At 68.6% G+C, this 26,858-nt stretch carries 21 protein-coding genes and 4 pseudogenes; 14 read left to right on the forward strand and 11 right to left on the reverse strand.

Annotated features, from left to right (window positions below):
- Positions 1-197 (reverse strand): annotated as a pseudogene (locus AOK01_RS40915) (ABC transporter ATP-binding protein); the annotation flags it as partial.
- A gap of 15 nt (positions 198-212) precedes the next feature.
- Here AOK01_RS40915 and AOK01_RS44890 point away from each other — a divergent pair.
- From AOK01_RS44890 to aztD, 5 genes and pseudogenes are all read left to right on the forward strand, one after another.
- A partial coding sequence (locus AOK01_RS44890; protein ID WP_245702195.1) for a metal ABC transporter permease occupies positions 213-383 on the forward strand: 171 nt, incomplete at its 3' end.
- 2 nt (positions 384-385) lie between these two features.
- A pseudogene (locus AOK01_RS10120) lies at positions 386-1,085 on the forward strand (iron chelate uptake ABC transporter family permease subunit); the annotation flags it as partial.
- A 21-nt stretch (positions 1,086-1,106) separates the two neighbouring features.
- Positions 1,107-2,354 (forward strand): hypothetical protein, encoded by a 1,248-nt coding sequence (locus tag AOK01_RS10125; protein ID WP_055510609.1) that lies wholly within the window; start codon positions 1,107-1,109, stop codon positions 2,352-2,354.
- On the forward strand, positions 2,351-3,343 hold the full coding sequence (aztC, locus tag AOK01_RS10130) for a zinc ABC transporter substrate-binding protein AztC (protein WP_055510610.1): 993 nt from the start codon (positions 2,351-2,353) through the stop codon (positions 3,341-3,343). The genes AOK01_RS10125 and aztC overlap by 4 nt, the downstream gene beginning before the upstream one ends.
- A 144-nt stretch (positions 3,344-3,487) precedes the next feature.
- Positions 3,488-4,690, forward strand: coding sequence for a zinc metallochaperone AztD (aztD, locus tag AOK01_RS10135; protein ID WP_055510611.1), 1,203 nt, complete (start codon positions 3,488-3,490; stop codon positions 4,688-4,690).
- A 143-nt stretch (positions 4,691-4,833) separates the two neighbouring features.
- Here aztD and AOK01_RS10140 read toward each other — a convergent pair whose 3' ends face one another.
- Complete coding sequence (locus tag AOK01_RS10140) at positions 4,834-5,538, reverse strand: FadR/GntR family transcriptional regulator (RefSeq protein ID WP_055510654.1); 705 nt, start codon at positions 5,536-5,538, stop codon at positions 4,834-4,836.
- Between the two features lie 198 nt (positions 5,539-5,736).
- Here AOK01_RS10140 and AOK01_RS10145 point away from each other — a divergent pair, with 198 nt between their 5' ends.
- Positions 5,737-7,491 (forward strand): IlvD/Edd family dehydratase, encoded by a 1,755-nt coding sequence (locus AOK01_RS10145; RefSeq protein WP_055510612.1) that lies wholly within the window; start codon positions 5,737-5,739, stop codon positions 7,489-7,491.
- Between the two features lie 111 nt (positions 7,492-7,602).
- The gene (locus AOK01_RS10150) at positions 7,603-8,790 is read left to right on the forward strand and encodes a fumarylacetoacetate hydrolase family protein (protein WP_055510613.1); all 1,188 of its coding nucleotides are present in this window, start codon (positions 7,603-7,605) and stop codon (positions 8,788-8,790) included.
- Positions 8,791-8,964: 174 nt separating this feature from the next.
- On the opposite strand, the gene AOK01_RS10155 is transcribed toward AOK01_RS10150, so the two are convergent.
- From AOK01_RS10155 to AOK01_RS10170, 5 genes are read right to left on the reverse strand one after another with little or no spacing between them, the layout of a single operon-like run.
- Entirely contained in the window at positions 8,965-11,346 is a 2,382-nt protein-coding gene (locus tag AOK01_RS10155) for a beta-xylosidase/alpha-l-arabinosidase (protein WP_055510614.1), read from the reverse strand.
- Entirely contained in the window at positions 11,343-11,510 is a 168-nt protein-coding gene (locus AOK01_RS43490; RefSeq protein WP_157871253.1) for a hypothetical protein, read from the reverse strand. The genes AOK01_RS10155 and AOK01_RS43490 overlap by 4 nt, the downstream gene beginning before the upstream one ends.
- A complete protein-coding gene (locus AOK01_RS10160; RefSeq protein ID WP_425424730.1) occupies positions 11,507-12,394 on the reverse strand; it encodes a carbohydrate ABC transporter permease in 888 nt (295 codons plus the stop codon). Before AOK01_RS10160 ends, AOK01_RS43490 begins: the two co-directional genes overlap by 4 nt.
- Positions 12,395-12,405: 11 nt before the next feature.
- Positions 12,406-13,308: a carbohydrate ABC transporter permease gene (locus AOK01_RS10165; protein WP_055510616.1), complete on the reverse strand. Its 903-nt coding sequence runs from the start codon at positions 13,306-13,308 to the stop codon at positions 12,406-12,408.
- A complete protein-coding gene (locus tag AOK01_RS10170) occupies positions 13,305-14,615 on the reverse strand; it encodes an extracellular solute-binding protein (protein ID WP_055510617.1) in 1,311 nt (436 codons plus the stop codon). The genes AOK01_RS10165 and AOK01_RS10170 overlap by 4 nt, the downstream gene beginning before the upstream one ends.
- A 489-nt stretch (positions 14,616-15,104) precedes the next feature.
- Between AOK01_RS10170 and AOK01_RS10175 the strand changes: the two genes are divergently transcribed.
- The 3 genes from AOK01_RS10175 to AOK01_RS44370 all read left to right on the forward strand — a co-directional run bounded on the left by AOK01_RS10175 (position 15,105) and on the right by AOK01_RS44370 (position 18,931).
- A complete protein-coding gene (locus AOK01_RS10175) occupies positions 15,105-16,133 on the forward strand; it encodes a LacI family DNA-binding transcriptional regulator (protein WP_055510618.1) in 1,029 nt (342 codons plus the stop codon).
- A 363-nt stretch (positions 16,134-16,496) separates the two neighbouring features.
- Positions 16,497-18,143, forward strand: coding sequence for a molybdopterin-dependent oxidoreductase (locus AOK01_RS10180; RefSeq protein ID WP_079103309.1), 1,647 nt, complete (start codon positions 16,497-16,499; stop codon positions 18,141-18,143).
- 434 nt (positions 18,144-18,577) lie between these two features.
- Positions 18,578-18,931 (forward strand): COG4315 family predicted lipoprotein, encoded by a 354-nt coding sequence (locus tag AOK01_RS44370; protein ID WP_198427951.1) that lies wholly within the window; start codon positions 18,578-18,580, stop codon positions 18,929-18,931.
- A 74-nt stretch (positions 18,932-19,005) separates the two neighbouring features.
- On the opposite strand, the gene AOK01_RS10190 is transcribed toward AOK01_RS44370, so the two are convergent.
- A complete protein-coding gene (locus AOK01_RS10190; protein WP_055510620.1) occupies positions 19,006-20,001 on the reverse strand; it encodes an alcohol dehydrogenase catalytic domain-containing protein in 996 nt (331 codons plus the stop codon).
- A 38-nt stretch (positions 20,002-20,039) separates the two neighbouring features.
- The gene (locus tag AOK01_RS10195) at positions 20,040-20,711 is read right to left on the reverse strand and encodes an NADPH-dependent F420 reductase (RefSeq protein ID WP_213862076.1); all 672 of its coding nucleotides are present in this window, start codon (positions 20,709-20,711) and stop codon (positions 20,040-20,042) included.
- Positions 20,712-20,778: 67 nt separating this feature from the next.
- On the opposite strand from AOK01_RS10195, the gene AOK01_RS10200 reads away from it, so the two are divergent.
- Entirely contained in the window at positions 20,779-21,477 is a 699-nt protein-coding gene (locus AOK01_RS10200; protein ID WP_245702193.1) for a TetR/AcrR family transcriptional regulator, read from the forward strand.
- 1 nt (position 21,478) lies between these two features.
- Here the strand turns inward: AOK01_RS10200 and AOK01_RS10205 are convergent.
- Positions 21,479-22,210, reverse strand: a pseudogene (locus AOK01_RS10205) (MFS transporter); the annotation flags it as partial.
- Between the two features lie 355 nt (positions 22,211-22,565).
- On the opposite strand from AOK01_RS10205, the gene AOK01_RS40920 reads away from it, so the two are divergent.
- Both AOK01_RS40920 and AOK01_RS43495 read left to right on the forward strand, forming a co-directional pair.
- Complete coding sequence (locus AOK01_RS40920) at positions 22,566-23,558, forward strand: alpha/beta hydrolase fold domain-containing protein (protein WP_055510623.1); 993 nt, start codon at positions 22,566-22,568, stop codon at positions 23,556-23,558.
- Positions 23,543-24,280: a hypothetical protein gene (locus AOK01_RS43495; protein ID WP_055510624.1), complete on the forward strand. Its 738-nt coding sequence runs from the start codon at positions 23,543-23,545 to the stop codon at positions 24,278-24,280. Before AOK01_RS40920 ends, AOK01_RS43495 begins: the two co-directional genes overlap by 16 nt.
- A 653-nt stretch (positions 24,281-24,933) precedes the next feature.
- Here AOK01_RS43495 and thpR read toward each other — a convergent pair.
- Positions 24,934-25,523: pseudogene (gene thpR, locus AOK01_RS40930) on the reverse strand (RNA 2',3'-cyclic phosphodiesterase); the annotation flags it as partial.
- Between the two features lie 707 nt (positions 25,524-26,230).
- Here thpR and AOK01_RS10225 point away from each other — a divergent pair.
- Positions 26,231-26,656 (forward strand): pyridoxamine 5'-phosphate oxidase family protein, encoded by a 426-nt coding sequence (locus AOK01_RS10225; RefSeq protein ID WP_055510626.1) that lies wholly within the window; start codon positions 26,231-26,233, stop codon positions 26,654-26,656.
- The last annotated feature ends 202 nt before the right edge of the window (positions 26,657-26,858 follow it).

Consider the following 26,858-nt stretch of genomic DNA (forward strand, 5'->3'; position numbering starts at 1 on the left):
AGGGTCGACTTGCCGCTGCCGTTCGGTCCGACGAGCGCTGTCGTCGCCAACCTCGGTATCTCCGCGCTCAGTTGCCGGAGAACGGGGCGTCCTGGGTAGCCGGCGCACAAGTCGGTGAAGCGGAGGTGAGCGGGCCGCTTCGGCGGCGAGGCGGGTGAGGCGGGCGAGGGGGACTGTTTTATGAACATGATTTTCATTGTAGTGTCCTCGGCATGGAATGGTTGACGGCCCCGTTCGAAGTGACCTTTGTGCAAAGAGCCCTGTGGGCCGGCGTCCTGGTGTCCGTGATCTGTGCGCCGGCGGGCACCTGGGTGGTTCTGCGGGGGATGGCCTTCCTGGGCGACGCCATGTCCCACGGTCTGCTGCCGGGGGTCGCGCTGGCCNNGGTGGGCGCGGTGGCCAGCGCCGCCGTCATGACGGCAGGGGTCACCGTGCTCGGGCGTATGCCGAGGCTGTCGCAGGACACCGGCATCGGGCTGCTCTTCGTCGGCATGCTCTCGCTCGGCGTGATCATCGTGTCGCGCTCGCAGTCCTTCGCGGTGGACCTGACCGGCTTCCTGTTCGGTGACGTCCTCGCCGTCCGGCAGCAGGACCTCTTCCTGCTCGCGGCGGCGTTGTGCGTGGCGCTGATGGTGTCGGTTCTCGGGCATCGCGCCTTCCTGGCCCTGACGTTCGACGCACGCAAGGCCAAGACACTGGGCCTGCGTCCGCGCCTGGCTCACGCCGTGCTGCTCGGTCTGCTCGGCTTGGCGATCGTCGCCTCGTTCCACATCGTGGGAACACTGCTGGTCCTCGGACTGCTCATCGCTCCGCCGGCGGCGGCCCTGCCGTGGGCGCGCAGTGTCCGCGGGGTCATGGTGCTCGCCGCGCTTCTCGGGGTCGCTGCCACCTTCGGCGGGCTGCTGCTGTCCTGGCACCTGGGCACCGCCGCCGGCGCGACCGTCTCGGCCCTCGCGGTGAGCCTGTTCTTCCTCTCGCACGCGGCGTCCGGTCTACGGCACCGCCGTGCGCGCACCGCTCCCGTGTCCGCCTCGGCCCCGTTCCCGCCCTCGCTCCCGCCCCTGAAGTCAACTGAAGTCAACTGAAAGAAGCTTGAGGCGATCGTCATGACCGTCCGCAGAAACGTCACTCCACGGGCTTCGGCCGCACTGGTGCTCACCACGTTGCTCACCGCGTCGCTCCTCACGAGCTGTTCGGGGGAGAGCGGCAACGACTCACGATCCGCGGCGAGTTCCGCGTCCGCCACTCCGCACGGGTATGTCGAGGGGGCGCAGGAGGCCGCCGAACAGCAGTCCCGCCTGCTCCTCAACGACCCCGTCGGCGGAGACAGCCGCGTTCTCGACCTCGTCACCGGCAAGGTGCACAAGACGGCCCGGGTCGAAGGCGCCGTCCGGCTGGGCACGGACGGCAGGTTCGGCTACCTGCACGCCTCCGGTGGCACACATGTGCTCGACAGCGGCGCCTGGATGGTGGACCACGGCGATCACGTCCACTACTACAGCGCGGCAGTGCGGGACGTCGGCGAGCTTCCCGCGGGCCGGCAGGCGCAGGTGCGCAGCGACGTCGTCGTGACCGCGGTGACCGATGAGGACGGGCAGACCGTCCTGTACGACCGGAGAAAGCTGGAGAGGGGCAAGATCGTGTCCTCGGGAACGCCAGCGGGCGTCCACACCGGCGCCGTCGTGCCGTACGAGGAACACCTCCTGGCCTTCGTCGAAGAAGGCGGCAGCACGAAGCTTGTCGTGCTCGACCGTAAGGGCAAGCGCGTCGCCTCTCCGGACGTGGAGTGCGAGGAGCCGCGCGGAGACGCCGTCACCCGGCGCGGCGTGGTCCTGGGCTGCGCCGACGGTGCCCTGCTCGTGCGTGCGCAGGACGGTGCCTTCACCGCCGACAGGATTCCCTACGGCGAGGACGTACCGACGAAGGAACGGGCCGTCTCCTTCCGGCAGCGGCCCGGCAGCGACACCCTCACCGCACCGGCCGGGGACGAGGCCGTATGGGTCCTGGACGTTTCGAAACGGACCTGGACCCGGGTGGACACCGGGCCCGTCGTCGCCGCCAACACCGCCGGAGAGGGCTCCGCGCTGCTCGTCCTGGAAACCGACGGCTCGCTGCACGGCTACGACATCGCCACCGGGAAGCGGACCGCGCGGACCAAGCCGCTCCTGACCGGGGAAGGGTGGGGCGGCACCGACGGCAGGAACCCCGTGATCGAGGTCGACCGCAGCCGCGCCTACGTCAACGATCCCGAGGGCAAGAAGGTGTTCGAGATCGACTACAACGACGACCTGCGCGTGGCGCGCTCCTTCGGGCTGGACATCGAGCCGGTCCTTATGGCGGAGACCGGCCGATGAGCCGGACCGCGGCGAAACAGTATGTACGGGTGGGCGCGGCGCGGCTGCGTAGTCTGATCGTGGGCCTGCTCGCCCTCGCCACAGTCACCGCGGCCTCCGCCTGCACCACCGGTGAGGACCGGCCCGGCATCGTCGTCACGACCAACATCCTCGGTGACATCACCCGGGAGATCGTCGGCGACGAAGCCGATGTCACGGTCCTGATGAAGCCCAACGCCGACCCGCACTCCTTCGGTCTGTCGGCCGTGCAGGCCGCCGAGCTGGAACGGGCCGACCTGGTGGTCTACAACGGCCTGGGACTTGAGGAGAACGTCCTGCGGCACGTGGACGCCGCTCGCGAGTCCGGGGTCGCCACCTTCGCGGCCGGGGAGGCGGCCGACCCGCTCACCTTCCACACCGCCGACGAGAAGGGACAGCCCGACCCGCACTTCTGGACCGACCCGGACCGGGTGCGCAAGGCCACCGGCCTGATAGCCGACCAGGTGATCGAGCACGTCGACGGGGTGGACGAGGGCGCGATACGCGACCGTGCCGACCGCTACGGCGAAGAACTCACCAACCTGGCCACCTCGATGGAGAAGTCCTTCGACCGCATCCCTGAGGACAAGCGCGCCCTGGTGACCAACCACCACGTCTTCGGCTACCTCGCCGACCGCTTCGGCTTCCAGGTGATCGGCGCGGTCATCCCCAGCGGCACCACGCTGGCCTCACCCAGCTCCTCCGACCTGCGCTCGCTCACCGTGGCGATGGAGGAGGCGGGCGTACGCACCGTGTTCGCCGACTCCTCCCAGCCGACCCGGCTCGCCGAGGTCCTGCGCACGGAACTGGGCGGCAAGGTCCAGGTCGTCGAGCTGTACTCGGAGTCGCTGACCGCGAAGGGCGAGGGGGCCGACACCTACTTGCGGATGATGCGCGCCAACACCGCCGCCATGACGAACGGCCTGACCGCCACCGGCACTACCGGCACCACCGGCACCACGGGCACCTGAGCCCGGAACGGCACCGGACACCGGCCGATCCGGCCAGTCGGCCAGTCGGCCAGATCTGCGAGATCTGCGAGATCTGGCTGATCCGGCCGGGAACAACGTCGCACACCACTGCCGCCACCGAGCGCGGCACGGAAAGGAACACCGATGCACAAGTCGATACGCAGCCGAGCCCTCACGGGGACGGCCCTCGCCCTGGCGGTGGCCACGGTGCTGACCGCCTGTGGAGGCGAGGACGACTCCTCCTCCGACGCCGAGGCGAAGGGCACCGCGACCGCGAAGCCCGCCGCCGAGGTCAAGAACCCGCTGGTCGCCACCTTCGACGGCGGCCTGTACATCCTGGACGGTGAGAGCCTGAAGCCGGCCAAGACCATCGAGATGTCCGGCTTCAACCGGGCCAGCCCGGCGGGCGACGAGGACCACGTCGTCCTCTCCACCGACACCGGCTTCCGCGTGCTCGACGCCACCGGCCAGGCTCTCACCGACATCGAGTACAAGGGTGCCAAGCCCGGCCACGTCGTGCGGCACGCGGGCAAGACGGTGCTCTTCACCGACGGCACCGGAGAGGTCAACGTCTTCGACCCCGCCGACCTGAGCAGGGGCCAGAAGCCGGAAGGACGCACCTACACCTCCGCCGAGGCACATCACGGCGTCGCCATCGAACTGGCCAACGGCCAACTCCTCACCACCCTGGGCACCGAGGAGAAGCGGACCGGCGCACTGGTGCTGGACAAGAACAACCAGGAACTCGCACGCTACGAGAAGTGCCCCGGCGTGCACGGCGAGGCGGCCGCCAGGAACGAGGCCATCGCGGTGGGCTGCGAGGACGGCATCCTGATCTACCAGGACGGCAAGTTCACCAAGGTCGACGCACCCGACGACTACGGCCGCATCGGCAACCAGGCCGGCAGCGACGCTTCCCCCATCCTCCTGGGTGACTACAAGACCGACGCCGAGGCCGAGTTGGAGCGGCCCACCCGCGTCTCCCTCATCGACACCGAGAAGAAGAAACTGAGCCTGGTCGACTTGGGCACCAGCTACTCCTTCCGCTCGCTGGCCCGCGGGCCGCAGGGCGAGGCGCTCGTCCTCGGCACCGACGGTGCGGTCCATGTGATCGACCCGGCGAGCGGCAGGATCGAGAAGAAGATCCCGGCCGTGGGCAAGTGGCAGGAACCGCTGGACTGGCAGCAGCCCCGGCCCACCCTGTTCGTACGCGACGACACCGCCTACGTCTCCGACCCCAGCAAGAAGGCCCTGCACGCCATCGACCTGGAGACCGGCAAGAAGATCACCTCGGTGACCCTGCCGGAGAGCACCAACGAGCTGACGGGCGTCGTGGCCGGACACTGACCACGCACACCGCCCCGCGACCGAAAGGCCGCGGGGCGGGAGGCGGAGTCGACCGGCGCTGTCGCATCGCGCCAGGTGACCCGGTCGCGGCCGGGCCGGGTCACTGCCGTGCCAGGTCGCAGCCGGGCCCCGTCTCGGCCGTGTCAAGTCACCCGGCATGGCCCGGCATTCCCCGGTGACTGGGCGATCTCCTGCTCGGCGGCCTCGATGATGGCCAGTACGGCCGCCGCCGCGGCCACGGGATCGCGGGCCTCGACGGCCCGTACGACGGCGCGGTGACCCGGCAGCGAGGCCTCCACCGCGCCGGGGGTCTGGGTGCTGACGAGGAAACTGTGCTCCAGCGCGATGTCGACGGCGCGGCCCAGTGAGCCGAGGAGACGGTTGCCGCCGGCGTCGAGCAGGGCCCGGTGGAAGGCGATGTCGGCCTCGACGTAGCCGCTGCGGCCGGGTTCCGCCGCCGCGGCCTCCATGGCAGCCAGGGCGTCGTGCAGGGCTCGTACGTCGTCGGGGCCCGCCCGCTCGGCGGCGAGCCGGGCCGCCTCGGGCTCGACGATCCGGCGCAGTTCACCCGTGTCGCGCAGCAGAGCCGCGGCGTCCCCGGCCTGTTTCCAGCGCAGCACGTCACGGTCCAGGTGGTTCCAGTGCTCCGGGGGCAGCACGCGCGTGCCGGTGCGCGGGCGTATGTGCAGCATCCCCTTGGCCACCAGTGCCTTGACCGCTTCCCGCAGCACCCCTCGGCTGACGCCGATCTCGGCCGCGAGCGCGTTCTCGACCGGCAACGGATCACCCGGCTCCCACACGCCAGCCACGATGCGCCGCCCGAGCTCGTCGACCACACGCTGGTACATGGTCAGGAAGTGCACCACGATCTCTGCTCACCCTCTGGACGCCATTCATCGAATCATTTAATGATTGCCTCACAGGGTACGGCCCGTGGGTCCGCACCCGACAACGCCCCAACCCCGAATTCCCCCAACCCGAAATCCCCCCCAACCCGGCAACGCCCATCGCGAAGCGGACGACGCCAGAGCCACGGGAGTGACTGCATGACCGACGGTCAGAAGACGATCCGCCGCAGCCAGGCATGGTTCGGCGCAAAGGGCCGCAGCGGGATGGTGTACCGCTCCTGGATGCGCAACCAGGGATTCGGGAACGAGGTGTTCGACGGGCGTCCCGTCATCGGTATCGCGACCAGCGCCTCCGAACTGGCCCCGTGCAACGCCCATCTGACACGCGTCGCCGAAGCCGTCAAGCGCGGCGTGTGGCAGGCGGGCGGCTTCCCGCTCGCGTTTCCCACCATGGCCACCGGCGAGACCCTGATGCGCCCCACCGCCATGCTGTACCGCAACCTCATGGCCATGGAGGTCGAGGAGCTGATCCGGGCCAATCCGCTCGACGGCGTCGTGCTCCTTTCCGGCTGTGACAAGACGACCCCCGCCATGCTCATGGGCGCCGCCAGCGTCGACCTGCCCGCCGTCATGGTCACCGGCGGGCCGATGCTCAACGGCAAGTACCGCGGCCAGGACGTGGGATCCGGCACCCACGTGTGGAAGTTCGAGGAGGACCTGAAGACCGGCCGGATGACCGAGGAGGAGTGCTTCTTCGCGGAAGGGTGCATGGCCCGTTCCAACGGGCACTGCATGACGATGGGCACCGCCTCCACGATGGCCTGCATGGCCGAGGCGCTCGGCATGCAGCTGCCGGGCTCGGCGGCCTGGCCCGCGGTCGACTCCCGGCGGATGGAGATCGCGCAGGCGGCGGGGCAGCGCATCGTGGGGATGGTGGAGGAAGAGCTGCGCCCCTCGCAGATCCTGACCCGGGAGGCGTTCGAGAACGCCATCAGGGTCAACGCGGCCATCGGCGGCTCCACCAACGCCCTCATCCATCTCACCGCCATCGCAGGGCGCGTCGGCGTCGAGTTGAACCTCCAGGACTTCGACGAGCTGGTCCGCGCGGTGCCGACCCTGGTCAACCTGATGCCGAGCGGCAAGTACCTCATGGAGGACTTCTGCTACGCGGGCGGCCTGCCCGCCGTCCTGGCCGAGCTGCTCGGCGGCGAGCTGCTGCACGGCGAACAGATCACGGTCACCGGACGCACCATCGCCGAAAACACCGAGACCACCGAAAACACCGAGAACGCCGGACGCATCGACTCCGACGTCATCACCCGCCTCGACGCCCCCTTCCAGCCGGCCGGCACCGGTATCGCCGTCCTGCGCGGCAACCTGTGCCCCGACGGCGCCGTGATCAAGCAGTCCGCCGCGTCACCGCACCTGCTCACCCACCGCGGCCCCGCGCGCGTCTTCGACTCCCCGGAGGCCTACCACGAGGTGGCCGACGACCCGGAACTGGACATCGACGAGAACACCGTCATCGTCATCCGCAACGCCGGCCCCAAGGGCTACCCCGGCATGCCCGAGGTCGCCAACGTCCCGCTGCCCGCCAAGCTGCTGAAGGCCGGCGTCACGGACATGGTGCGCATCTGCGACGGCCGGATGAGCGGCACCGGGTACGGGACAGTGGTCCTGCACGTGGCGCCCGAGGCCGCCGTCGGCGGACCTCTCGCCCTGGTGCACGACGGGGACACTGTCGTTCTCGACGTCCCGAACCGCAGCCTGCGCCTGGACGTGGACGACGCCGAGCTCACCCGACGCCGGCAGACCTGGAAGGCCCCGGCCGAGCGGCACACCAGCGGCTACTCCTGGCTCTACACCCAGAACGTGGAACAGGCCGACCAGGGCGCCGACTTCGGTTTCCTGCGCGGCAGCCGTGGACACGAGGTCCCCCGCGACTCCCACTGAGCCCGCCGGCCCCCGGGCGACCGCGCCCCCGCACCCTCTCGTACGCCCTCGAAGCCCCTCGAAGCCCCTCGCATCCCCTCGTGTCCCCTCGCATCCAGGAGAGCATCGATCGTGGAATCGGCAGCAGCGCGCCCTCGTCCGGTCCTCACCGCCGGCTCCGTCCTGCCGGCGGACGCCGACCGGGCCGCCCTCGTCGCGCGCGTCCACCACCCGGAAGCGGACGGACCGTGTGTGGCCGCGGTCCGCGGCGAGCAGGTCGTCGACCTGACGGCCGTCGCACCCACCGTCTCCGACCTCATGGAACGCGACGACGCGGCGGCAGTCGTCCGCGAGGCCGACGGCGGACACGTCTGGCGCCTGGCCGAACTGCTCGACGCACCGGCCGGCCGCCATGACGTTCCGCATCTGCTCGCCCCCGTCGACCTGCAAGTGATCAAGGCAGCGGGCGTCACCTTCGCCCGGAGTCTGCTGGAACGCGTCATCGAAGAGCGCACGGGCGGCGATCCGGCGCAGGCCGCGCGGGTGCGGGCCCGCGTCGGGCAGGTGGTGGGCGGCACACTCGACGGCATTCGTCCCGGATCACCGGAGGCGGACAAGGCCAAGGAACTGCTCGTCGCCGAAGGACTGTGGTCGCAGTACCTGGAGGTCGGCATCGGACCGGACCCGGAAGTGTTCACCAAGGCCCCGGTACTGTCCGCGGTGGGCACCGGCGCCGACATCGGCGTACTCGGCGCCTCGGTGTGGAACAACCCCGAGCCCGAGGCCGTCCTCGTCGTGGACTCGCGCGGCCGGGTACGCGGCGCGACGCTCGGCAACGACGTCAACCTCCGCGACATCGAGGGACGCAGCGCCCTGCTGCTGTCCCGCGCGAAGGACAACAACGCCTCCTGCGCGATCGGCCCGTTCATCCGCCTGTTCGACGACGGCTTCGACCTCGACACCGTACGCGGGCTCGACATCGACCTGCGGATCGACGGCACGGACGGCTACGTACTGCACGGCAGCAGTTCCATGCGCGAGATCAGCCGCGACGTACTGGACCTGGTGGCCGCCACGCACGGTCCGCACCATCAATACCCGGACGGCTTCGTGCTGTTCACCGGCACGCTCTTCGCCCCCACCGAGGACCGGCAGGCACCCGGCGCGGGCTTCACCCACGAGTACGGCGACGTCGTGCGAATCTCCAGCCCGCGACTCGGCGCCCTGGTCAACACCGTCGTCCCCAGCGAGCAGGCCGCGCCGTGGACGTCCGGCGTACGAGCGCTGATGCACAACCTCGCCCGGCGCGGCGTGCTGTGAGACGACGAGGACGCGTACGGCCATGACCGTCGTACGCGTCGTCCGTACGCGTCTTCGTCGTACGGCCATCACCGAGTTCGCCCGGTCTCGCGGCCTCGCGGTCCCGCGGTCCCGTGTGCGCGGCGGCGTCGCTCTGCCGCGACGCGCGCTGCGCACACCCGGTTCATACCCGGTTCATGCCCGGGCGACCGGCTCCTGCCCGACGGTGGTGTGCAGGCGCCGCGTGTGATCCACGTGGCGCTCGGCTCCGGTCAACGTGACCCTGGCCGTCAGGCGCGGATCCGCGCTGGAGGCGGCCAACCGCACTTCCAGCTCGCCCGGTTCGACGACGCGCCGGCCGTCGCGTCCGGTGAAGGAGGCGAGGTCGGCCGGGACCGTGAACCGGATGAGTCGGGCCTCGCCCGGCTCCAGTTCGACCCGGGTGTAGCCGATGAGGCGCTGCACCGGCTGGACGACGGAGGCGACCGGGTCGTGCAGATAGAGCTGGACGACCTCGGTCCCGGACCGCCCGCCGGTGTTGCGGACGGTGAAGGCGAGGGAGAACTCGCCGTCCGTCGGAGCCTCCTGGACGTCCACGGTCAGGTCCGTCCAGTCGAACCGCGTGTAGGACAGGCCGTGACCGAAGGCGTACGCGGGGGTCGGGTCGATGTTGGACACCGAGCTGGTGTGGGCGAGCCGCGCCCCCAGGTACGTGGCCGGCTGGGAGCCAGGACCGCGCGGCACACCGACCGGGAGACGACCGGAGGGATTGACCCGGCCGCTGAGCACCCCGGCGATCGCGTGCGTGCCCTCCTCACCGGGGAAGAAGGACTGCACGATCGCGGCGGACTCCGCCACGGCGCGGCCGAGGGCGTACGGCCGTCCCGCGAGCAGCACGGTGACCACGGGAGTCTCCAGGTCGAGCACGGCGTCGAGCAGGTGCTGCTGCGCGCCGGGCAGCATCAGCGCCTCGACGTCGCATCCCTCGCCGCTGGTGCCCCGCCCGAAGAGCCCGGCGCGGTCGCCGAGCACCACCAGGGCGATGTCGGCCTCGCGCGCCACCTGGGCGGCCTCGCCGATGCCGGAGAGATCTCCGTCGTCGATCCCGGTACCGCGGGCGACCGTGATCTCGGCGTCGGGGAACTCGGCGGTGAGGGTGTCGCGCAGCGTCGGCAGCTCGATGCCGAGCGGGGTCCCGGGGTGGCGGACGCCGATGTGCTGGGGGAAGGAGTAGCAGCCCAGTACGGCGATGGGCTCGTCGGCGTTGGGACCGATGAGGGCGATGCGGCGCGGCCTGTCGAGCGGCAGGGTGCCGTCGTTGCTCAGCAGCACGACCGCCTTCTCGGCGACGGTGCGGGCCAGCGCGCGGTTCTCCGGACCGTCCAGGTCGATCCGGCCGCGCAGGGCCGCCGGGTCGTCCGGGTCCGCCCCGTCGAGCGCGGCCGGCACGGGGTTCCAGTCAGGGTCGAGCAGGCCGAGCATCGCCTTCTGGGTGAGTACGCGGCGCAGGGCGCGATCGACCAGTGCCTCCGGTATGCGGCCGTCGGTGACGGCCTCGGTCAGGGGCGCGCCGTATGTCTTGACGTTGGGCAGTTCGACGTCGATGCCCGCCCGCAGCGCCGTGCCGGCGGCGCCGGCCCAGTCGGCCGCGACGCCGTGCAGGGTCTTGAGGAAGGCGATGGCGAAGTAGTCGGCGACGACCGTGCCGTCGAAGCCCCACGTGTCGCGCAGCAGTCCGGTGAGCAGATCCTCGTCGGCCGCGGAGGGCATGCCGTCGGTGTCGGTGTAGGCGTTCATCACCGACCGGGCGCCGCCTTCACGGATCGCCATCTCGAAGGGAGGCAGCAGAACGTCGGCGCGCTCACGCGGGCCCACGGAGGAGGGCGCGAGGTTGCGGCCGGCGCGTGAGGCCGAGTAGCCGACGAAGTGCTTGAGGGTGGCGACGATCCCGGCGGACTCCAGGCCCTGCACGTATGCCGTTCCGATGGTGCCGACGAGGTACGGGTCCTCGCCGATGGTCTCCTCGACCCTGCCCCAGCGGGCGTCGCGCACCACGTCCAGGACGGGCGCGAGTCCCTGGTGGACGCCGACGGAACGCATGTCGCGGCCGATGGTGGCGGCCATGCGCCGCACCGTTTCCGGATCGAAGGTGGCGCCCCAGGACAGCGGAACGGGGTAGGCCGTCGCCCCCCAGGCGGCGAATCCCGCCAGACACTCGTCGTGCGCGAGAGCGGGGATGCCGAACCGGTTCGTGGCGGCGATACGGGCCTGGGTGCGGGCCAGCGAGAATGCACCCAGGGCGGGGTCGACCGGGACCGTGCCGAAAGGCCGGGTCAGCTGGCCGAGGCCGGTGGGCAGGAGCGCGTCGAGGTCGACGGGCTCTTCCATGTCGTGCTGATGGGGGGCCACTTCACCGCCCTGGTCGGAGGCGCCCACCCACACTCCGAACAGCTGGGCGGTCTTCTCCTGAAGGGTCATCGCGTCGATCAGGGCGTCGACTCGCGCGGTGACGGAGACGGTGGGGTCGTTCCAGAGGGAGATTCCGGGGGTCTGGTCTACAGCCACGTTGGCGTTCACTTTCCTCCGACGCCCGTCAGCCCCTTGGCCGGGGCACGACGGGCGAACAGGTAGTCGAGCAGACGAGCAGGACTCAGGGCGGGCAGATCGCGGCTGGGCTCCGGCCCGGCCCGGATCCGCTTCGCCCGGCCACCGGCCACGGTGTCGGCGTCAGCGTCGGTCAACGGCTGAATCCGGCGGTCAGACCGCTCAGCAGCTGGCGGCGGCCGAACGCGTACAGAATCAGGAGGGGCAGTGTGGTGAGGACGACGGCGGCGAGAACGGCAGGGATGTTGACCCCGTACTGGCTCTGGAAGGTCCACAGCGCGAGTGGCAGGGTCCGGCGGTCGGGGCTCTGGGTGAGGACCAGCGGCAGCAGGAATCCGTTCCAGATGGTCAGTGCGTTGAAGATGGTCACGGTGAGGATGGCCGGCCGGGTGAGTGGCGCCGCCAGCCGCCACAGCGTCGTCCATTCGGTGGCGCCGTCGACCCGCATCGAGTCGAACAGTTCTTTGGGTACGTCACGGATGAAGTTGGAGAGCACCAGCACGGACAGCGGGATGGCGAAGGCGATCGACGGAAGGATCAGCGCCAGCAGGTTGTCGTACAGATGCAGCTTGATGATGATCAGGTAGACCGGGATCACCGTCGCCTGCAGCGGGATGGCCAGGCCCATGAGGAACAGCCCGTTCACCGCGCGAAGGGTCCGCATCCGCCAACCGCGAACGATCGCGTACGCGGCCATGAAGGAGAACAGGACCGCCGGCACCACGGCGCCGACGGTGACCACGACGCTGTTCATGAGGTAGCGAAGGAAGTCGGACTCGATGACCAGCCGGTAGTTCTCCAGTGTCGAGTCGCTCGACGGCACCAGCGGGTTGGTCGAGTAGTAGCGGCTCCGGTCCTTGAGGCTGGTGATGAGGGTCCAGTACAGCGGTACGGCGACGATGACGAGCCAGAGCCAGCCGGCCAGGCCGCCGGCCCAGTTGCGCCGACGCGTCGCAGGACGGGAACGGCGTGGCCGCTCCGGGCTGGTTGTCTTCTCCGGCTGTCGCGGCTCGCTCAGCATGGTGGTCACGTTCAGGCCCCCTCAAGTTGGCTCGCGCCGGCGTCCCGGCCACCGAGCCGGCGCAGCAGCAGGGCGAGGGCCAGCCCCACCAGGACCAGGATGACCGCGATGGCGCTGGCAGGGCCCATCAGACTGGCCTGGAATCCCCGCTTGTACATGTCCAGTGCGAGGACCCGGGTGGCGTCGCCCGGGCCGCCCTCGGTCAGCACGAAGATCAGGTCGAAGAAGGTCAGCGACCCGACCACCATCAGTGTGGACGAGGTGATGATGGTGTACTTCAGCTGCGGCAGCGTGATGCTGAAGAACTGCCGGATCCGTCCGGCCCCGTCCAACTGCGCCGCCTCGTAGAGGGACTTGGGGATCTGCTGGACACCACCCTGGTAGATCAGGGAGTGGAACGGGACAAACTGCCAGGAGACGACGAAGACGACGACCCCGAACGCGAGCCCGGGCCGCCCCAGCCAGTCCTTGCTGAGCGCATCGATCTTCAGTCCGGCGCCGAGCCCGAAGTTGGGGTCGAGGAGCGCCTTGTACGCGATCGCGATCGCCGCGGAACTGAGCATCAGCGGGACGAAGTACACCACGCCCAGCACCGCACGGTAGCGCTGGCGGCCCGCCATGAACGTGCCGAGCAGGATACTCAGCGGCGTCTGGACGGCCCAGGACACGGCCATCACCAGAAACGTCACCCAGAGGGCGTGCGGCAGCCCGGGGTCGGTGAGCACCTCACGCCAACTGGTCAGTCCCGACGGGTGGATGGCGCCGATCCCGTCCCACGTGGTGAAGCTCAGTGCGAAGGCACCGATGAGCGGGAGCACGGCGAAGCCGACGAAGAGCACCAGCGCCGGCACCGCCAGCCACGGCAGGATGCTGCGCGGTTCGCGCCGCGGCGGACGGCTGGTGAGTGAGCTCATTTGCCGATGACCGCATTCAGATTGCTGGCGAACTGCTTCGGCGAGACGGACATCTGGAACAACTTGACGATGTTGTCCAGCAGGGTCTCGGCGGCCGTCGGACTGAGCGCCTGGTCCCAGGACTGGCCGAACACCTTGGCCTTGCTGGCGACGTCGTAGGTGAACTGCAGGAAGTCAGCGCCCTTGGCATCGGCCAGCAGTTTCTCGATGCCCAGCCGGATCGGCACCGACCCGTTGGCGATCCACTTCTTCACCTCGTCGTCCTGGAGGGTGCCGGTGGCGAAGAAGTCCTTGGCGATCTTCTTCTGCTCGGCGCTGGCCTTCGAGGAGATGGACAGGTACTGGGCGGGGTTGCCGACGGTGTTGCTCGGATCGCCCTTGCCGCCTTCCACGGGCGGGAAGGTCATGAAGCCCAGCGAGCCGCTGGAGACGAAGTCCTCGCCCTCGGCCTGCTGGATGCCGTACGACCAGGCGCCGTGCAGCATCATCGCGGCCCTGTCGGTGTACAGCAGCGCCTGGTCGGAGTTGGAGTCCGCGGTGATCGAGGAGAAGCCCTTGATGAACCCGTCGGCCTTGACCAGCTCCTGCACCTTGGTCAGCGCGTCGATGGCGGCCGGGTTGGACCAGGCGTTCTTCTCGCCTTCGATGACGGCCTGGAACACCTCGGGTCCGCCGATGCGGTCGAACAGGAACTCCAGCCACATCATGTTCGTCCACCGGGACTGGCCACCGAGGGCGAACGGCGCTATGCCCTTCGCGTTGAACTTGGGCACCAGCGCCATGATGTCGTCCCAGGACTCCGGCGGTTTCACGCCGACCTTGTCGAAGACCTTCTTGTTGTAGTAGAGGATGATCGGCTGCACGACCTCGACCGGCATCGCGTAGATCTTGCCGTCGACGGTCGCCGCGCCGAACGAGGACGGGAACAGCCCCTTCTTGACGTCGGCATGCTCGTCGAACCATGAGGTGAGGTCCTCGACCTGACCCGCTTCCGCGTAGGTGCGCAGCGTCCCGCCGCCCCAGCCCCAGATGATGGTGGGCGCCTTCCCGGCGCCGATGGCGGTCTTGATCTTCGTCTTGTACGCGTCGTTCTCGAAGGTGGTGTCTTCGATCTGCGCTTTGGGGTGGGCCTTGTTGTACGCGTCCACCGCTCCGGCTCTGACGCCTTCCTGCGGCTGGCCGTTCAGGTACCAGTACGAGGCCCCACCGTTGCTCTTGCCGGGGCCGGACGAGCCGCAGGCCGCCAGTGCCGCAGAGGCCGGCACGGCGGCGGCCAGGCCTAGGAGGGTACGTCGGGAGAGCGCCATGTTTTTCTCCGCACTCGAGAGCCATCGGCTTCTCGTGAGTCATCGTGAGTCATGGTGAAAGGTTTTCGAAACAGCCTTCTCCGGGCTCTGTTCGTGCAAATTAGGTTTCGGGCTGATGCCGTGTCAAGGCTCGTGCACGCACGTTGTCGAGCTGCAACCAGCTGCGTAATATCGAGCGAGAACGACCTTCGAAAGGCTTTGGCAGCCGTCGAAACATTTCGAAATGAGCTGGCTGGGAGCGAGGGTGATGCGATGACCGCGGCTGACACGTCGTCGACGCAGGTCATGCCGTGCAGGCAGGACCCGGTGCCGCCGTTGCCGGACCGGGCCGATGCCCTGGATCGTCGGACGTGTGGAGGCCGAGAGGCTCGGCGGCACCTCGCCGGACGAGCCCGGTGCCGGGTTGCCGTACGGTTGACCGGTTGCACCCGCGTTGCCGGTCGGACCGGCGGCTCACCCCGCTGGTGGACGTACAGCTGAGAGGAACCGATGCGACCGAACGCCAGGCGCACCACTTTGGCGGACATCGCCCAAGCGGCTGGGGTCTCCATCGCGACCGTGTCCAAAGTGGTCAACGGTCGCGGTGACGTGGCGCCGCACACCCGTACCCGGGTGCAGGAACTGCTGCATCAGCACCACTACCTCGCGCCCGTGTTCCGCCACACCGAGGCCGTCGAGATCCCGACCATCGAGGTGCAGTTCAAGGGCGGCCTCAAGTCGTACGTGGCCGAGACCCTGGAAGGCATCGTCGACTCCGCCGCCGAGTTGGGGGCCTCGGTGGTGATCAGCAAGGCGTCCAGTGCCCCGCACTGGGCCCGGGACCTGGTCTCGGCCGGGCGCCGCGCCGTCATCGCGGTCACCAGCGTGTACACCACGGCGCACCTGAACGAACTGGCCCGGTCCGGGCTGCCGTTGGTCGTTCTGGACCCGCTGCACCTGCCGGACAGCCGGGTCAACAGCGTCGGGGCGACCAACTTCACCGGCGGCCTGGCCGCGACCCAGCACCTGCTCTCCCTGGGCCACCGCCGCGTCGCCTATCTCGGCGGACCGACCATGGCCGTATGCAACCAGGCACGCATGCACGGCTACCGCGCCGCCATGGAGGCGGAAGGAGCGCCGGTACCCGACGTCTACGTCCGGCCCGGAGAATTCACGTACGAGACCGGGTTGCTCGGCGCCACGGCGCTGCTGGGCCTGCAAGAGCCCCCGACGGCGATCTTCGCAGGCAACGACGAGATCGCGGTCGGTGTCATCGAGACCGCCCGCGTCCGAGGCCTGCGCGTCCCCGAAGACCTGAGCGTGGTCGGCTTCGACGACACGAGCCTCGCCCAGATGGCCTCACCGCCACTGACCACCGTGCGCCAGCCCCTACGGGAGATGGGCGGCGCCGCCCTGCGCACCGCCCTCCGACTGGCCAACGGCGAAAAGGTCGGCTCCCACCACATCGAACTCGCCACCGAACTCGTGGTGCGGGCATCGACGGCGCGGCCCCGTGAAGAGACTGTGGCGCGTGGGTAATTGCAGGTGAGGGGCGCTCGGGCGGGATCGGCGAACTCCTAGGGAGAACGTTCCTTCTTGACAGGCGTGGGCTGAGCCATGATGCTGGAACGAGATAGAACGTTCAGTCTTGCTTCGGCATTCGGCATTCGGCATTCGGCATTCGGCGTTCGGCGGTTCGTCGCGCTCGCCTCCATGCGGAGGCAGAGCCGAGCGTGGCAGCTCCTGCCGAATCGCGCTTCCCTCTTCGTCATCGTCACAGCCCGAAAGGATCACCGTGACCACCGTCACGTCGTACGACGTCGTCATCTCCGCATCAGCCCGGCCAGCCCGTCCGGGTCGTCCGGGTCGTCCGGGCCGGGTCACAACCGTCACGGAGGACGCATGAGCGAGCAGCAGCCCGGCGGCGTCCGGGGGAGGGCCGGAGACAGGTCGGCGGCGGATCCGGGAGGAGAGGACGCACAGCAAGAGCCGGGTTTCACCACAGCGAAGACGCGCTTGACCGCTCTCGGCGGGCGGATCGCGCGCGGGGCACTGGTCGGCCTGGTGGCCGGCGGCGCGGGGCTGGCGGTCGGCCAACTGCTCGCGGTGGCCACGGGCGAGGCGTCTTCGCCGGTGGTGGCAGCAGGGGACTGGGCGATCAGCATCACGCCCACGTGGCTTGAGCAGTTCGCGATTCGCAACTTCGGCAGCAACGACAAGACAGTGCTGCTGACCGGTGTCTACGTGACGGTGGCGGTGGGGGCGGCCGCCCTCGGCGTGCTCGCCCGCACTCGGCTGACCATCGCGAGCATGGTGACCGCGGTGTTCGGTGTGGTCGGCGCGCTCGCCGCGGTCACACGACCGAGTGCGACCATGGGTTGGCTGGTTCCCTCGCTGCTCGCCGGACTCGCCGCGGCGTTGGTGCTGCGCCAACTGACGCTCTTGTCACTGAAGGAATCGGAGCCTGTCTCCGAGCCGAGCGACAGACGCCGCTTCGTACTGGGCACGGTGGGTACGGCCGCGGGCGCGCTGGTGGCCGGATACGGCGGCAGGGTGTGGGTCAAAAAGCGCTACGACGTTTCGGGCGCGCGCGCCAAGGTGGTGCTGCCGACCCCGGAGAACGCGCTGCCCGAACCGCCCGCCTCGGCGCACCCGAACGTGCGCGGGCTCGATCCGTTCATCACTCCGAACTCCGAGTTCTACCGGGTGGACACGGCGCTCACACTCCCTCGGGTGGACCCGGGGGACTGGAAGCTGAAGATCCACGGCATGGTGGACCGCCCGTTCGAGATCACCTTCGACGAGCTGCTCTCCTACCGGTTCGAGGAACACGACATGACCTTGACCTGCGTGTCGAACCCGGTGGGCGGACCGTACGTCGGCAACGCGCGCTGGCTCGGCACTCCCTTGGCGCCGCTGCTGCGCCGCGCCGGCGTCCGCCGCGGGGTGGACATGATCCTGTCCACCTCGGCTGACGGGATGACGATCGGCTCGCCGGTCGAAGCGGTGCTCGACGGCCGGCAGGCCATGCTGGCGGTCGCGATGAACGGTGAGGCGCTGCCGATCAGGAACGGCTTCCCGTGCCGGATGCTGATCCCCGGCCTGTACGGATATGTGTCGGCCACCAAGTGGCTGACCGATCTGAACCTCACCACGTTCGCGTCCTCCGACGCGTACTGGACGCCGCGTGGCTATTCGCCGCAGGCCCCGGTCAAGACCGCGTCCCGGATCGACGTGCCGGCGAAGGGGGCGAAGGTACCGGCCGGGGCCGTGGTGCTCGCCGGCACGGCCTGGGCCAACCACCGCGGCCTCGCCGCGGTGGAAGTGCAGATCGACACCGGGCCCTGGCGGGAGGCGACGCTGGCGACGGCGGACACCCCGGACACCTGGCGGCAGTGGTCGTACCAGTGGGAGAACGCGTCCAAGGGCTCGCACAAGGTCAAGGTGCGCGCGACCGACGGCACCGGCGCGGTGCAGACCCCGGACGTCCAGGATGTGGTGCCGAACGGCGCCACCGGCTACCACGCCATCACCGTCCAGGTTTCCTGACCGACCGCGCGGGCGGCGCGGGCGACGTGTGACGCCACGAGCACCGCCGCGACGCGGCCTTGTCCGTCCTGGAACGCCCCCCTCGATTCGCGAGACAGAATGTTCGGTCTTGACTCGTACGGCGGAGGCGCACTAGATTCACCGTTGTATCGAACGCTACATATACAGATCGCCGAGTCGGTCTGAATCGCACAGCAATTTCGGTCTGAATCGCACAGCAATCAAGGATGGTCATGCTCCGTAGGACTTCACCGCGAACCCTTGGCTTCGGCCTTTCCCTCGTCACCTTGGCGACACTCGCGGCCGCATGCGGTGGTTCGTCCGGCGACTCGTCGGACGCCGGCTCGACGACGAAGACACCGAGTTCGGCCGGCTCAAGTTCGACGACGGCCTCGGCGGCGCCGAACTCGGCCGGCCCGGGTGCGAAGTTGGTCTTGAAGACCGCGAAAGGCAGCGCAGGCATCTGGCTCACCGACACGGCTGGACGCACGCTGTACCTGAACACCAAGGACAAGGGAACGACGTCCAACTGCTATGACACGTGCGCCAAGAAGTGGCCGCCACTCACCACGACCAAACCGGTGACCGTGACCGGCAAGTACACCGTGCCGAGCAATCTGGGCACCATCACCCGGACCGACGGCGCCAAGCAGGTCACCTACGGAGGCCACCCGCTGTACTACTTCAAGGGCGACACCGCTCCTCAGCAGATCAAGGGCCAAGGCGTCGACAACACATGGTTCCTCATCGGACCGATCGCCAACATCATGAACGGCACCAAGCCGTAACCACTCGGGTCGCCGTCCATGACCTCGCGAGCCTCGCGCTTCATGAAACGGGTTGTCCGGCGGGCGGTACGGGCTCAGACGCTGATCACGGTCTTCCCGATCGTCCGCCCGCTCTCGGCCAGTTCGTGGGCTGTTTTCATCGTGTCCACACTCAGGCCGCTGAGCACCGTCGTGGCGATGGGACGCAGCCGGCCCGCGACGACATCCGCTGCCAGTTCGGCGAGGATTCTGCCCTGGCCGGCGATGTCGCCACCGGCCGTGATCCTGCTGAAGACGGTTTCGGTGTGCAGCGACACGGACTTACCGGCGAGCGGTCCAAGATCGAGGGGACTGTTCAGGTCGACGGCGGCAAGGTGACCGAATGGGCGCAGGATCTCGGCGATCCAGCCGACATTGCCAATGGTCCCCGACGTGGACAACACCAGGTCGATCCGGTCGACGCCGGCGTCGCGCAGCTGACCGGGTACGTCTCCGGTGTGGTCGACGACCACATCCGCTCCCATCCTCGTGCACCACTCGCGTGATGCGGGACGCGAGGCCGTGCTCGCCACCACGGCCGAGGTCCTGCTCTTCAGCAGCTGTGTGGCCAGCGTCCCCACGCCGCCGGCGCCGCCGACGATCAGCACCCGGTCGATTCCCGCCGCCAAGCCGTCGTGATCGCGGAACATCGCCTCCCAGGCCGTGAGGCCGCCGATGGGCAAGGACGCGGCGTCGGAGAAGGACAGTTGGTCCGGAATCCTCGCCACCACCCGATGGTCGACCGTGAGCCGCTCCGCCCAGGCGCCGTCTCGTGTCCAGTCTCCGGTGCCCATGACGCGGTCGCCGACCGCGAAGCCGGTGGCTTCCGGTCCCACGGCTTCCACCACCCCGGCGAACTCCCACCCCAAGATGACTCGTCCGCCCGGTTCGGCGCTGCGCAGCTGCCGGATCGCCGCTTCTCCCGGATTGATTCCCACAGCGCGGATGCCGACGAGCAGATCCGCCTCGCGCAGCCGTGGTTCCGCGGTGTCGATGAGCTCGATGGCGAACGCGTCGAGCGAGTGGGCCTTCTCGTAGGCGAGGGCTTTCACGTGGCACTCCTGTCGTGCTGGGTCATGATCTTCTCCGCTCAGTTCTGTTTGAGAGCGTGCAGGGCCGAGAGCGGGCCGCCGCCGACCTGCATCAGCCGGCCGCCTTCCCGCAACGACCCGGCGTCCACCGGTGCGAAGCCGATCTCGTCGGCAAGCGCACAGAAATCTGTTTTCGCGTCCGCGTCGTCCCCGGCATGGAAGAGCAGCTGGCGGCCTTCCGCGTGTCGCGGGTCGGGCACGATGTACTGGGCGAACAGCGTGTTGAACGCCTTGATCACGCGTGCGCCGGGAGCGTGCCGGGCGACGAATTCACTACCCGTCTCCGAACCGAGATCGACATGGTCTCTCGGCGTCGGGCCGGTCATCTGATTGGTGGTGTCGACCAGGATTCGGCCGTCCCACGCGGCCACGTCGGCCAGCGCGGCGGGGATGTCCTGCCACCTGACCGCGAGGAACACCATCTCGGCCGCGGCTGCCTCGGCGACTGTTCCGGCGGTGGCCGACGGCCCCAGCCGCGCCACCGTGTCACGCAGTGTGTCCGGGCCGCGGCTATTGCTCAGGATGACGCGATGACCTGCCGTCACGAGATGGCCGGCGATGCCCTGCCCGATCGTGCCCGCCCCAATGGTTCCGAAGTCCACCGGCGTCTTCCTCTCAAGGTGTTCAGGCGGTCCGCGTACCCGACCCGCCTCTACGATGACGTTCACCATCAAAAGCAATGATGGTTAGCATCATTATTGATTGTCAAGCCGGAGCGCGTGCGTGGACACCTTTTTGATGTCAGGTACCATCGCAACGGGCGAGATCGAGGTGTCGACCTCCGCCCGCACGCAGCGGTGCCGTCTTGTCGAGGAGGTGTCCCAGGTGCCACGTATCACTCAGGAGCAGAAGAAGCTCAACCGCGAAAAGATCGTCCAGGCAGCAGGCGAAGGCTTCAGGCTGCACGGCGTCGACGGGATCGGCATCGAGGAGCTGATGAAGACCGCCGGGATGACGCACGGAGGGTTCTACAACCACTTCTCCTCGAAGGAAGACCTCGCCGTCGAGGTCTACCGTCAGGGCTTCGCCGACTCGCTCAACGCGCTCGCCGCCATCCGCAAGGCGCATCCCCGTTCCGCCCGGGCAGCCCTGCACGACATGGTCGACGGATACGTGACGGCCGCCCACCGCGATCACCCGGAAACCGGCTGCGCCTCAGCCGCCCTGGCTGTGGACGCCGGACGCCACGGCGCCACATCTCAGGCCGAGTACCGACGCGGGCTTGAGGGATACTTCAGCGCCATCACCGAGATGATGCTCGATCGCGCGCACCAAACCGGCACCGAACCGACTTCGGCAGAAGCCCGCGAACAGGCAGTGGCGCTGTTCTGTCAGATGGTCGGCGCGCTGGTGGTCTCCCGCGCTGTCGCCGAGGCCGACCCCGGACTGTCCGACGAAGTCCTGACAGCCAACCGCAAACAACTCAGGCGGAGCTGAAGCAGACGGAGCCAAACAGGATCGCGACGAAGCTGACGAGTGCGGCGTCGATCCTGCTCAGCCCGGCGCTGTTGGACAGGTACTTGGTCATGTACGTCGAGTACGTGTAGTCGGCCAGCGTGCCGCCCATGCTGAACCCGAAGACGAGCGCCACGGTGCGCCGGTAGGCCCACAGACCGCGCAGAGTGCCGCGGTCCTTCTCCTGCCCGGCGTCCTCGACGGCCTCCGCGAACGCCTCAGTCTCGACCAGGCTGCGGCGCAGATAGAACACCACCGCGGCGCCCAGAGCACCGACGATGAACGGGATGCGCCAGCCCCAGGAGGTCAGCGTGTCCTGCGACATGGTCTGCTGGAGCAGGATTCGCAGGCCCAGCCCGATCAGCTGGCCCACCTTCATCGAGACCATCTGGAAACTGCAGAAGAAGCCACGCCGGTGCGGGGGCGCCGCCTCGCTCAGGTACGTCGCGCTGGCCGCGTACTCGCCTCCTACCGACATGCCCTGCAGCATCCGTGCCAGCAGCACGGCCGCCGCCCAGTAGCCGATCTGGGCGTGGGTGGGGACGACGGCGATGAGGAAGGCGCTGAGCGACATCAGCAGGACAGTGACATTGAGCGCGGCCTTGCGGCCTTTGCGGTCACCGAGGCGGCCGAGCAGCCAGCCCCCGACGGGCCGCATGAAGAAGCCGACCGCGAAGATGCCCGCGGTGTGCAGGAGCTGGGACGTGGCGTCACCGAGATGCATTGCTGAGGTGAATCCGCATCACCGCAGGTCGCAGGCATCTTGACCGAAAGATCGGAGGACAACCAGGTGCTCGTGCCCATATCTAATTTCTGCTTAAGACTTCGCTTCCGGGCCGACAGCGATGCGGGGACGAACCCTGACGACAATGTCTGCAATATTGCTGTGCAGATTGTTAACAATCTTGTAGCCTGCGTCAGGTCTCGGCCCGAGGCATCAGCGAGGCACTTGCTGCTCGACGACGGGAGACCCCATGCAGCGGCTTTCCGCGTCCTCTCCGGACGTGACACACCCCCGCTCCCCTGGTACGCGGGGACGCCCTGCGACCCGCACGCACCTGTTGAGAGGCATGGCCGTCGCGGGCTCTTTGGCCATCACGGCCTTCGGGGTGCCGACCTCCGTCGCGGTGGCCGTCTCCACGGCAGCCTCCTCGCAGGACCGTGGCCGAGCTGCCGACCCCCAGGACGCCGCACTGGCCTTCGACTCCGCCGCCTACACGACGATCACCGTCACCGTCGACGGACAGCCGATGAACGTACGCTGGTACAAGGAGATCTGTTACGTCGCCAACCCTGTCGCCGCGGCGGCACAACAGCCCGGCGGCCCCGGCGGCGGCAGCACCACGATCCCCAACACCGCCTGCGGCTACCAGAGCATGAACGTGTTCGTCCCCGAGAGCGCCTTCGGCAACCAGCGGACGCCGATCTACTTCGCGGTGAACAACAGCGGCTGGATGGCCAGTTACATCAGGGCGAGCGTGACCAACGGCACCTCCTACAACAGCTCGACCAGTAACGTCGGCGCTGCGCTGAAAGCCGGGTACGTCTTCGCCGACGTCGCCAACCGAAGCCGCGGACTGACAGGCGCCGACGGCTCGTTCACCGGCAAAGCCCCTGCGGCAGTGGCCGATGCCAAGGCCGCCGTCCGCTACCTGCGCCTCAATGACGCCACGATGCCCGGCAGCGCCGAGCGGATCGTCGTCAACGGCACCAGCGGCGGTGGCGCCCTGGCGTCGATCCTCGGTGCCTCCGGCAACAGCGGCGAGTACAACCTCTACCTCGCGCCATCGGTGCCGCCGGCATCGACGCGAAGGGCCGAAGCACCCTGCGCGACGACGTCTTCGCCGCCAACGCATACTGTCCGATCACCGACCTCGGCAATGCCGACGCGGCCTACGAGTGGCTGTACAACGTCCTCGCCACCCGCGACATCACCGGCGAGAACCCCTCGCCCGTGGATGCCGCCGCGATCGCGAGCCAGTTTCCCGCGTACGAGCGGAGCCTCGGTCTTCGCAACCCCGACGGCTCCCGGCTCACCGCCGCGAACATGCTCGACGCCATAAGAAGGGAGGTCATCCGTTCCGCGGAGACCTACCTGAAGGCGGATCCCGACCACACGATCCCGCCGCTGGGCGGCACCTTCGAGATTCAGTCAGGCGGGCCAGGAGGCCCGCCCACCACCACGTCGTACGTCAACGACTGGATCGACGTCGACAGCGCCACCGACAGGGTGCTCTCCGTCGACATGACGAACTACCTCGCCTTCGTCGCCGAACAGGCCACGCTCAAGACGACCCCCGCCTTCGACGCCGTCGGCGTCAACGGGGACGTCGACAGCCGCACCGAGACCAACCTCTTCGGCCCGCCGGCCCAGAAGTACATGAACTACACCGAGTACAGCTGGAACCACAACAATGTCGCCGGTGACGGCAGCGGCATCGACGACACCGGGCTGACCTGGGATCAGTACACCAGCAAGAAGAGCACCACCGTCGACGACCAGGTACACCTGATCGACCCGATGGACTTCATCGGCACCAGCGCCGACACCGCGCCGAACTGGTACGTCCGCAACGGCACCCGCGACCGGGACACCTCGTTCATCGTCTCGCTCAACCTCGACCGGGCGCTCGCCGCGGACAAGCAGGTCAAGGACGTCGACCACCAACTCGCCTGGAACCAGCCGCACGCCGGCAACTACGACGTACCCGAAGCCATGGCCTGGATCGCCAAGGTCGTCCGCGCGGCCGGCAACCCGCCACTCGCCTCCGGACGCCACGGATAGCCCGGCGGCGCACCGCGCACCACGCACCGCGCACGCCGACGGCGCTGCCGCGAAGCTGTGCGGCTTCGCGGCGCAGCGGCGGCCGCGACGGGGGGCTGCGCCGGGCCGCGCGCACGTGCGAGGAGTCATCCTTCTTGCCACGGTCGGTCGGATTCGATTTCGTCAGCTGCCCTGATCGGACGCCCTTTTTCTGCGTCTGGAAGAAGCCCAGTTTCTTCGGCGAGTACGACACCAGAAGGTTCTTCGTCTGCTGGTGGTGCAGGCCCGCCATAGCCTCTGAGCTGTGGCTATGGATGGAATCGACTGCGGTTGAGCCGAGTTGGTCCGCGCCTGGTCCGGATCTTGTTCCGAGGTCTGTGGCATCGGCGTGCGAGGCCCGGTATTCGAAATGGCGCATGTCCTCCGGGGCAACCGCACAATGGATCTCGCCGGAGCAGGGCGACAGCGGCTGTCATGCGCGGCTGCTTGCACGGGGCGTGCACCTGCAATGAGAGGAGTATGCGATGACCCGACTTCCTGACCGGTGGGGTGACTGTCTGACTGTCTGACCGGCTTCAGGGCGCGGGGGGCCGAGCCTGCAGCATCGCGGTACCCGAACCGTCCCGGTGTTCATGCGCAGCAGCCTGTGGCGGTTGCGGATCAGGACGCCTTTGGCCGGTGCCGAGGGCCCATGCGTCGATGTCCTCATAGCGTCGCGGGCCCGAGTGGCCTTTTACTGTGCTGCCGACCAGGTGGAGGCGTTCGGTCTGCCAAGGGTGTCCGGTGAAGCCGTCGAGGCAGGCGGCCGCCGCCGTTACGGACGAGCTGTCGTAGCGGCGGGCGCGGGCCAGCGTGAGGTGGGGACGCAGCGGGCGTTCGACGGAGGCGATGCCGCAGTCCCTGAGCCGCACCTGTACTGCTTCGGCCAGCTCGTGCAGTTGGTCGAGATTGCCCTCGATGCCGCTCCACAGCACTCGCTCGTCGAAGTGTCCGCCACCGAGGAGTGCCAGTTGGAGAGGGGGCGGGCGGCGGCCAGGTCGGCGAGGGGTGAACGAAGCCGTTGGACGGCCTGTATCGGCAGCTCGCCGAGGAAGGCCAGGGTGATGTGCCAGTCCTCGATGCGGTTCCAGCGCAGGCCGGGATGGGCGGCGTAGGCCGGGCTCAGTGCGTGCGCCAGCTCGTTCTTCGCATGGTCGGGCGGTGCGAGGGCGATGAACGCGTGCTGGGCGGCGGTCCGGGTCGGTTCGGTCACGGATGCCTTCATACCTTATGCGTTCGCCCGTTCTCCTCGAAGACCAAGGCCGGGAAGCTTGCCGACGGCTCCGAGACCTGGGATCGCCTCGTCACCCCTTGGCGCATCCTCAAGCACCGCGCGTCCTTGACTTCGGCGCCGGGTATGGCCTCTCTGACACGGTTGTCCTGGTCAGCCCGGAAGAGACACGCTCCATCACCGGCTGGGCGAACACAGCATCCCTGACGACGCGTCACTGTGCTCCTCCACCCGCTACGGCGCCTGCCGTGACTGGCGGTTCGCATGGTGGTGTGTGCCTGGCGGGATCGGTACACGCCGTTGCTTTCGGAGGACGCGCGACAGACCGACTGATCGCCCCTGGATCGACACGGCCGCTTCCGCACGGCCCACCTCAGCCGGAATGGGCCTCGCCTCACGCGATATATCGACATAGAAATTCTCAAGCGTGTTGCTGCGACATCTTTCCCTGCACGCCGGTCCGCCCTATCGACGGTGGCACCCGCACGGCGGACACGTAGATGCATACGTCGGATGTGTTGAGCGTGCAGGATGGTTGGTCAAAGTGGTCTCGATGCGCGAGTACCGGCGCGCACGCACGACAGCGTCCGGACTTCGGCGACGGCGGAATAGGACCGTCGCCCGGAGCCTTGTGCGAGATGCCGGACCGAACCGCCTGAAGACGTGACCGCAGTGGCATCCACCTCCGAAGGAGCAGTTCCATGGCCCTCACCCGCGAAGAGCGTGAGCAATTCCTCGCCGAGCCGCACATCGCGGCCCTGGCCGTCGACGCAGGCGAGGGCAGGGCGCCGCTCACTGTGCCGATCTGGTACCAGTACGCGCCCGGCGGCGACATCTGGATCCACACCGGCAAGGGCTCACGCAAGCACGAACTCATCGCTAAGGCCGGCCGGTTCACGCTCATGGTCGACCGCATCGAGCCGACCATCCGGTACGTGTCCGTCGAGGGCCCGGTGACCTCCACGGTCCCCGCCACCAGTGCGCATCTGACCGAGATGGCCTCGCGCTATCTGCCGCCTGAGAAGGTCGACGGCTACGTCGAATTCGCCGAGGCGAACCACGGCGAAGCAGTCATCATCACGGTCCGCCCGGAGCGCTGGGTCTCCTCCGACCTCGGCAACATCTGACCGGTCACGTCCGTCGCGTCGACGCGTGCTCTGCCTGCCCGCTGCCCGCTGCCGCTGCCCGAGCCCCTCCTACGGTGCTGGCTAGGGGCGCGGTCCGGTTCGGTTACAAGAATGTCCCCGGCTACCTCGATAACACGTTGCTCACGCGCCTGGTGGAGTCCGGTCAGATCGGTACGACTGGCACTAGGGCCCTTCTGATGGA

The organism is Streptomyces aurantiacus (assembly GCF_001418335.1).
Taxonomy (GTDB): Bacteria; Actinomycetota; Actinomycetes; order Streptomycetales; family Streptomycetaceae; genus Streptomyces; species Streptomyces aurantiacus.

Excerpts from the sequence above, each read along its gene's own strand:
- AOK01_RS43495 (WP_055510624.1), top strand. The coding sequence starts at position 23,543 with ATGCTCGACGCCATAAGAAGGGAGGTCATCCGTTCCGCGGAGACCTAC.
- aztC (WP_055510610.1), top strand. The coding sequence starts at position 2,351 with ATGAGCCGGACCGCGGCGAAACAGTATGTACGGGTGGGCGCGGCGCGG.
- AOK01_RS10125 (WP_055510609.1), top strand. The coding sequence starts at position 1,107 with ATGACCGTCCGCAGAAACGTCACTCCACGGGCTTCGGCCGCACTGGTG.
- AOK01_RS10140 (WP_055510654.1), bottom strand. The coding sequence starts at position 5,538 with ATGTACCAGCGTGTGGTCGACGAGCTCGGGCGGCGCATCGTGGCTGGC.
- AOK01_RS10225 (WP_055510626.1), top strand. The coding sequence starts at position 26,231 with ATGGCCCTCACCCGCGAAGAGCGTGAGCAATTCCTCGCCGAGCCGCAC.
- AOK01_RS10170 (WP_055510617.1), bottom strand. The coding sequence starts at position 14,615 with ATGGCGCTCTCCCGACGTACCCTCCTAGGCCTGGCCGCCGCCGTGCCG.
- AOK01_RS10175 (WP_055510618.1), top strand. The coding sequence starts at position 15,105 with ATGCGACCGAACGCCAGGCGCACCACTTTGGCGGACATCGCCCAAGCG.
- aztD (WP_055510611.1), top strand. The coding sequence starts at position 3,488 with ATGCACAAGTCGATACGCAGCCGAGCCCTCACGGGGACGGCCCTCGCC.
- AOK01_RS10180 (WP_079103309.1), top strand. The coding sequence starts at position 16,497 with ATGAGCGAGCAGCAGCCCGGCGGCGTCCGGGGGAGGGCCGGAGACAGG.
- AOK01_RS10200 (WP_245702193.1), top strand. The coding sequence starts at position 20,779 with ATGTCAGGTACCATCGCAACGGGCGAGATCGAGGTGTCGACCTCCGCC.
- AOK01_RS10160 (WP_425424730.1), bottom strand. The coding sequence starts at position 12,394 with ATGCTGAGCGAGCCGCGACAGCCGGAGAAGACAACCAGCCCGGAGCGG.
- AOK01_RS40920 (WP_055510623.1), top strand. The coding sequence starts at position 22,566 with ATGGCCGTCGCGGGCTCTTTGGCCATCACGGCCTTCGGGGTGCCGACC.
- AOK01_RS10165 (WP_055510616.1), bottom strand. The coding sequence starts at position 13,308 with ATGAGCTCACTCACCAGCCGTCCGCCGCGGCGCGAACCGCGCAGCATC.
- AOK01_RS10195 (WP_213862076.1), bottom strand. The coding sequence starts at position 20,711 with ATGGTGAACGTCATCGTAGAGGCGGGTCGGGTACGCGGACCGCCTGAA.
- AOK01_RS10145 (WP_055510612.1), top strand. The coding sequence starts at position 5,737 with ATGACCGACGGTCAGAAGACGATCCGCCGCAGCCAGGCATGGTTCGGC.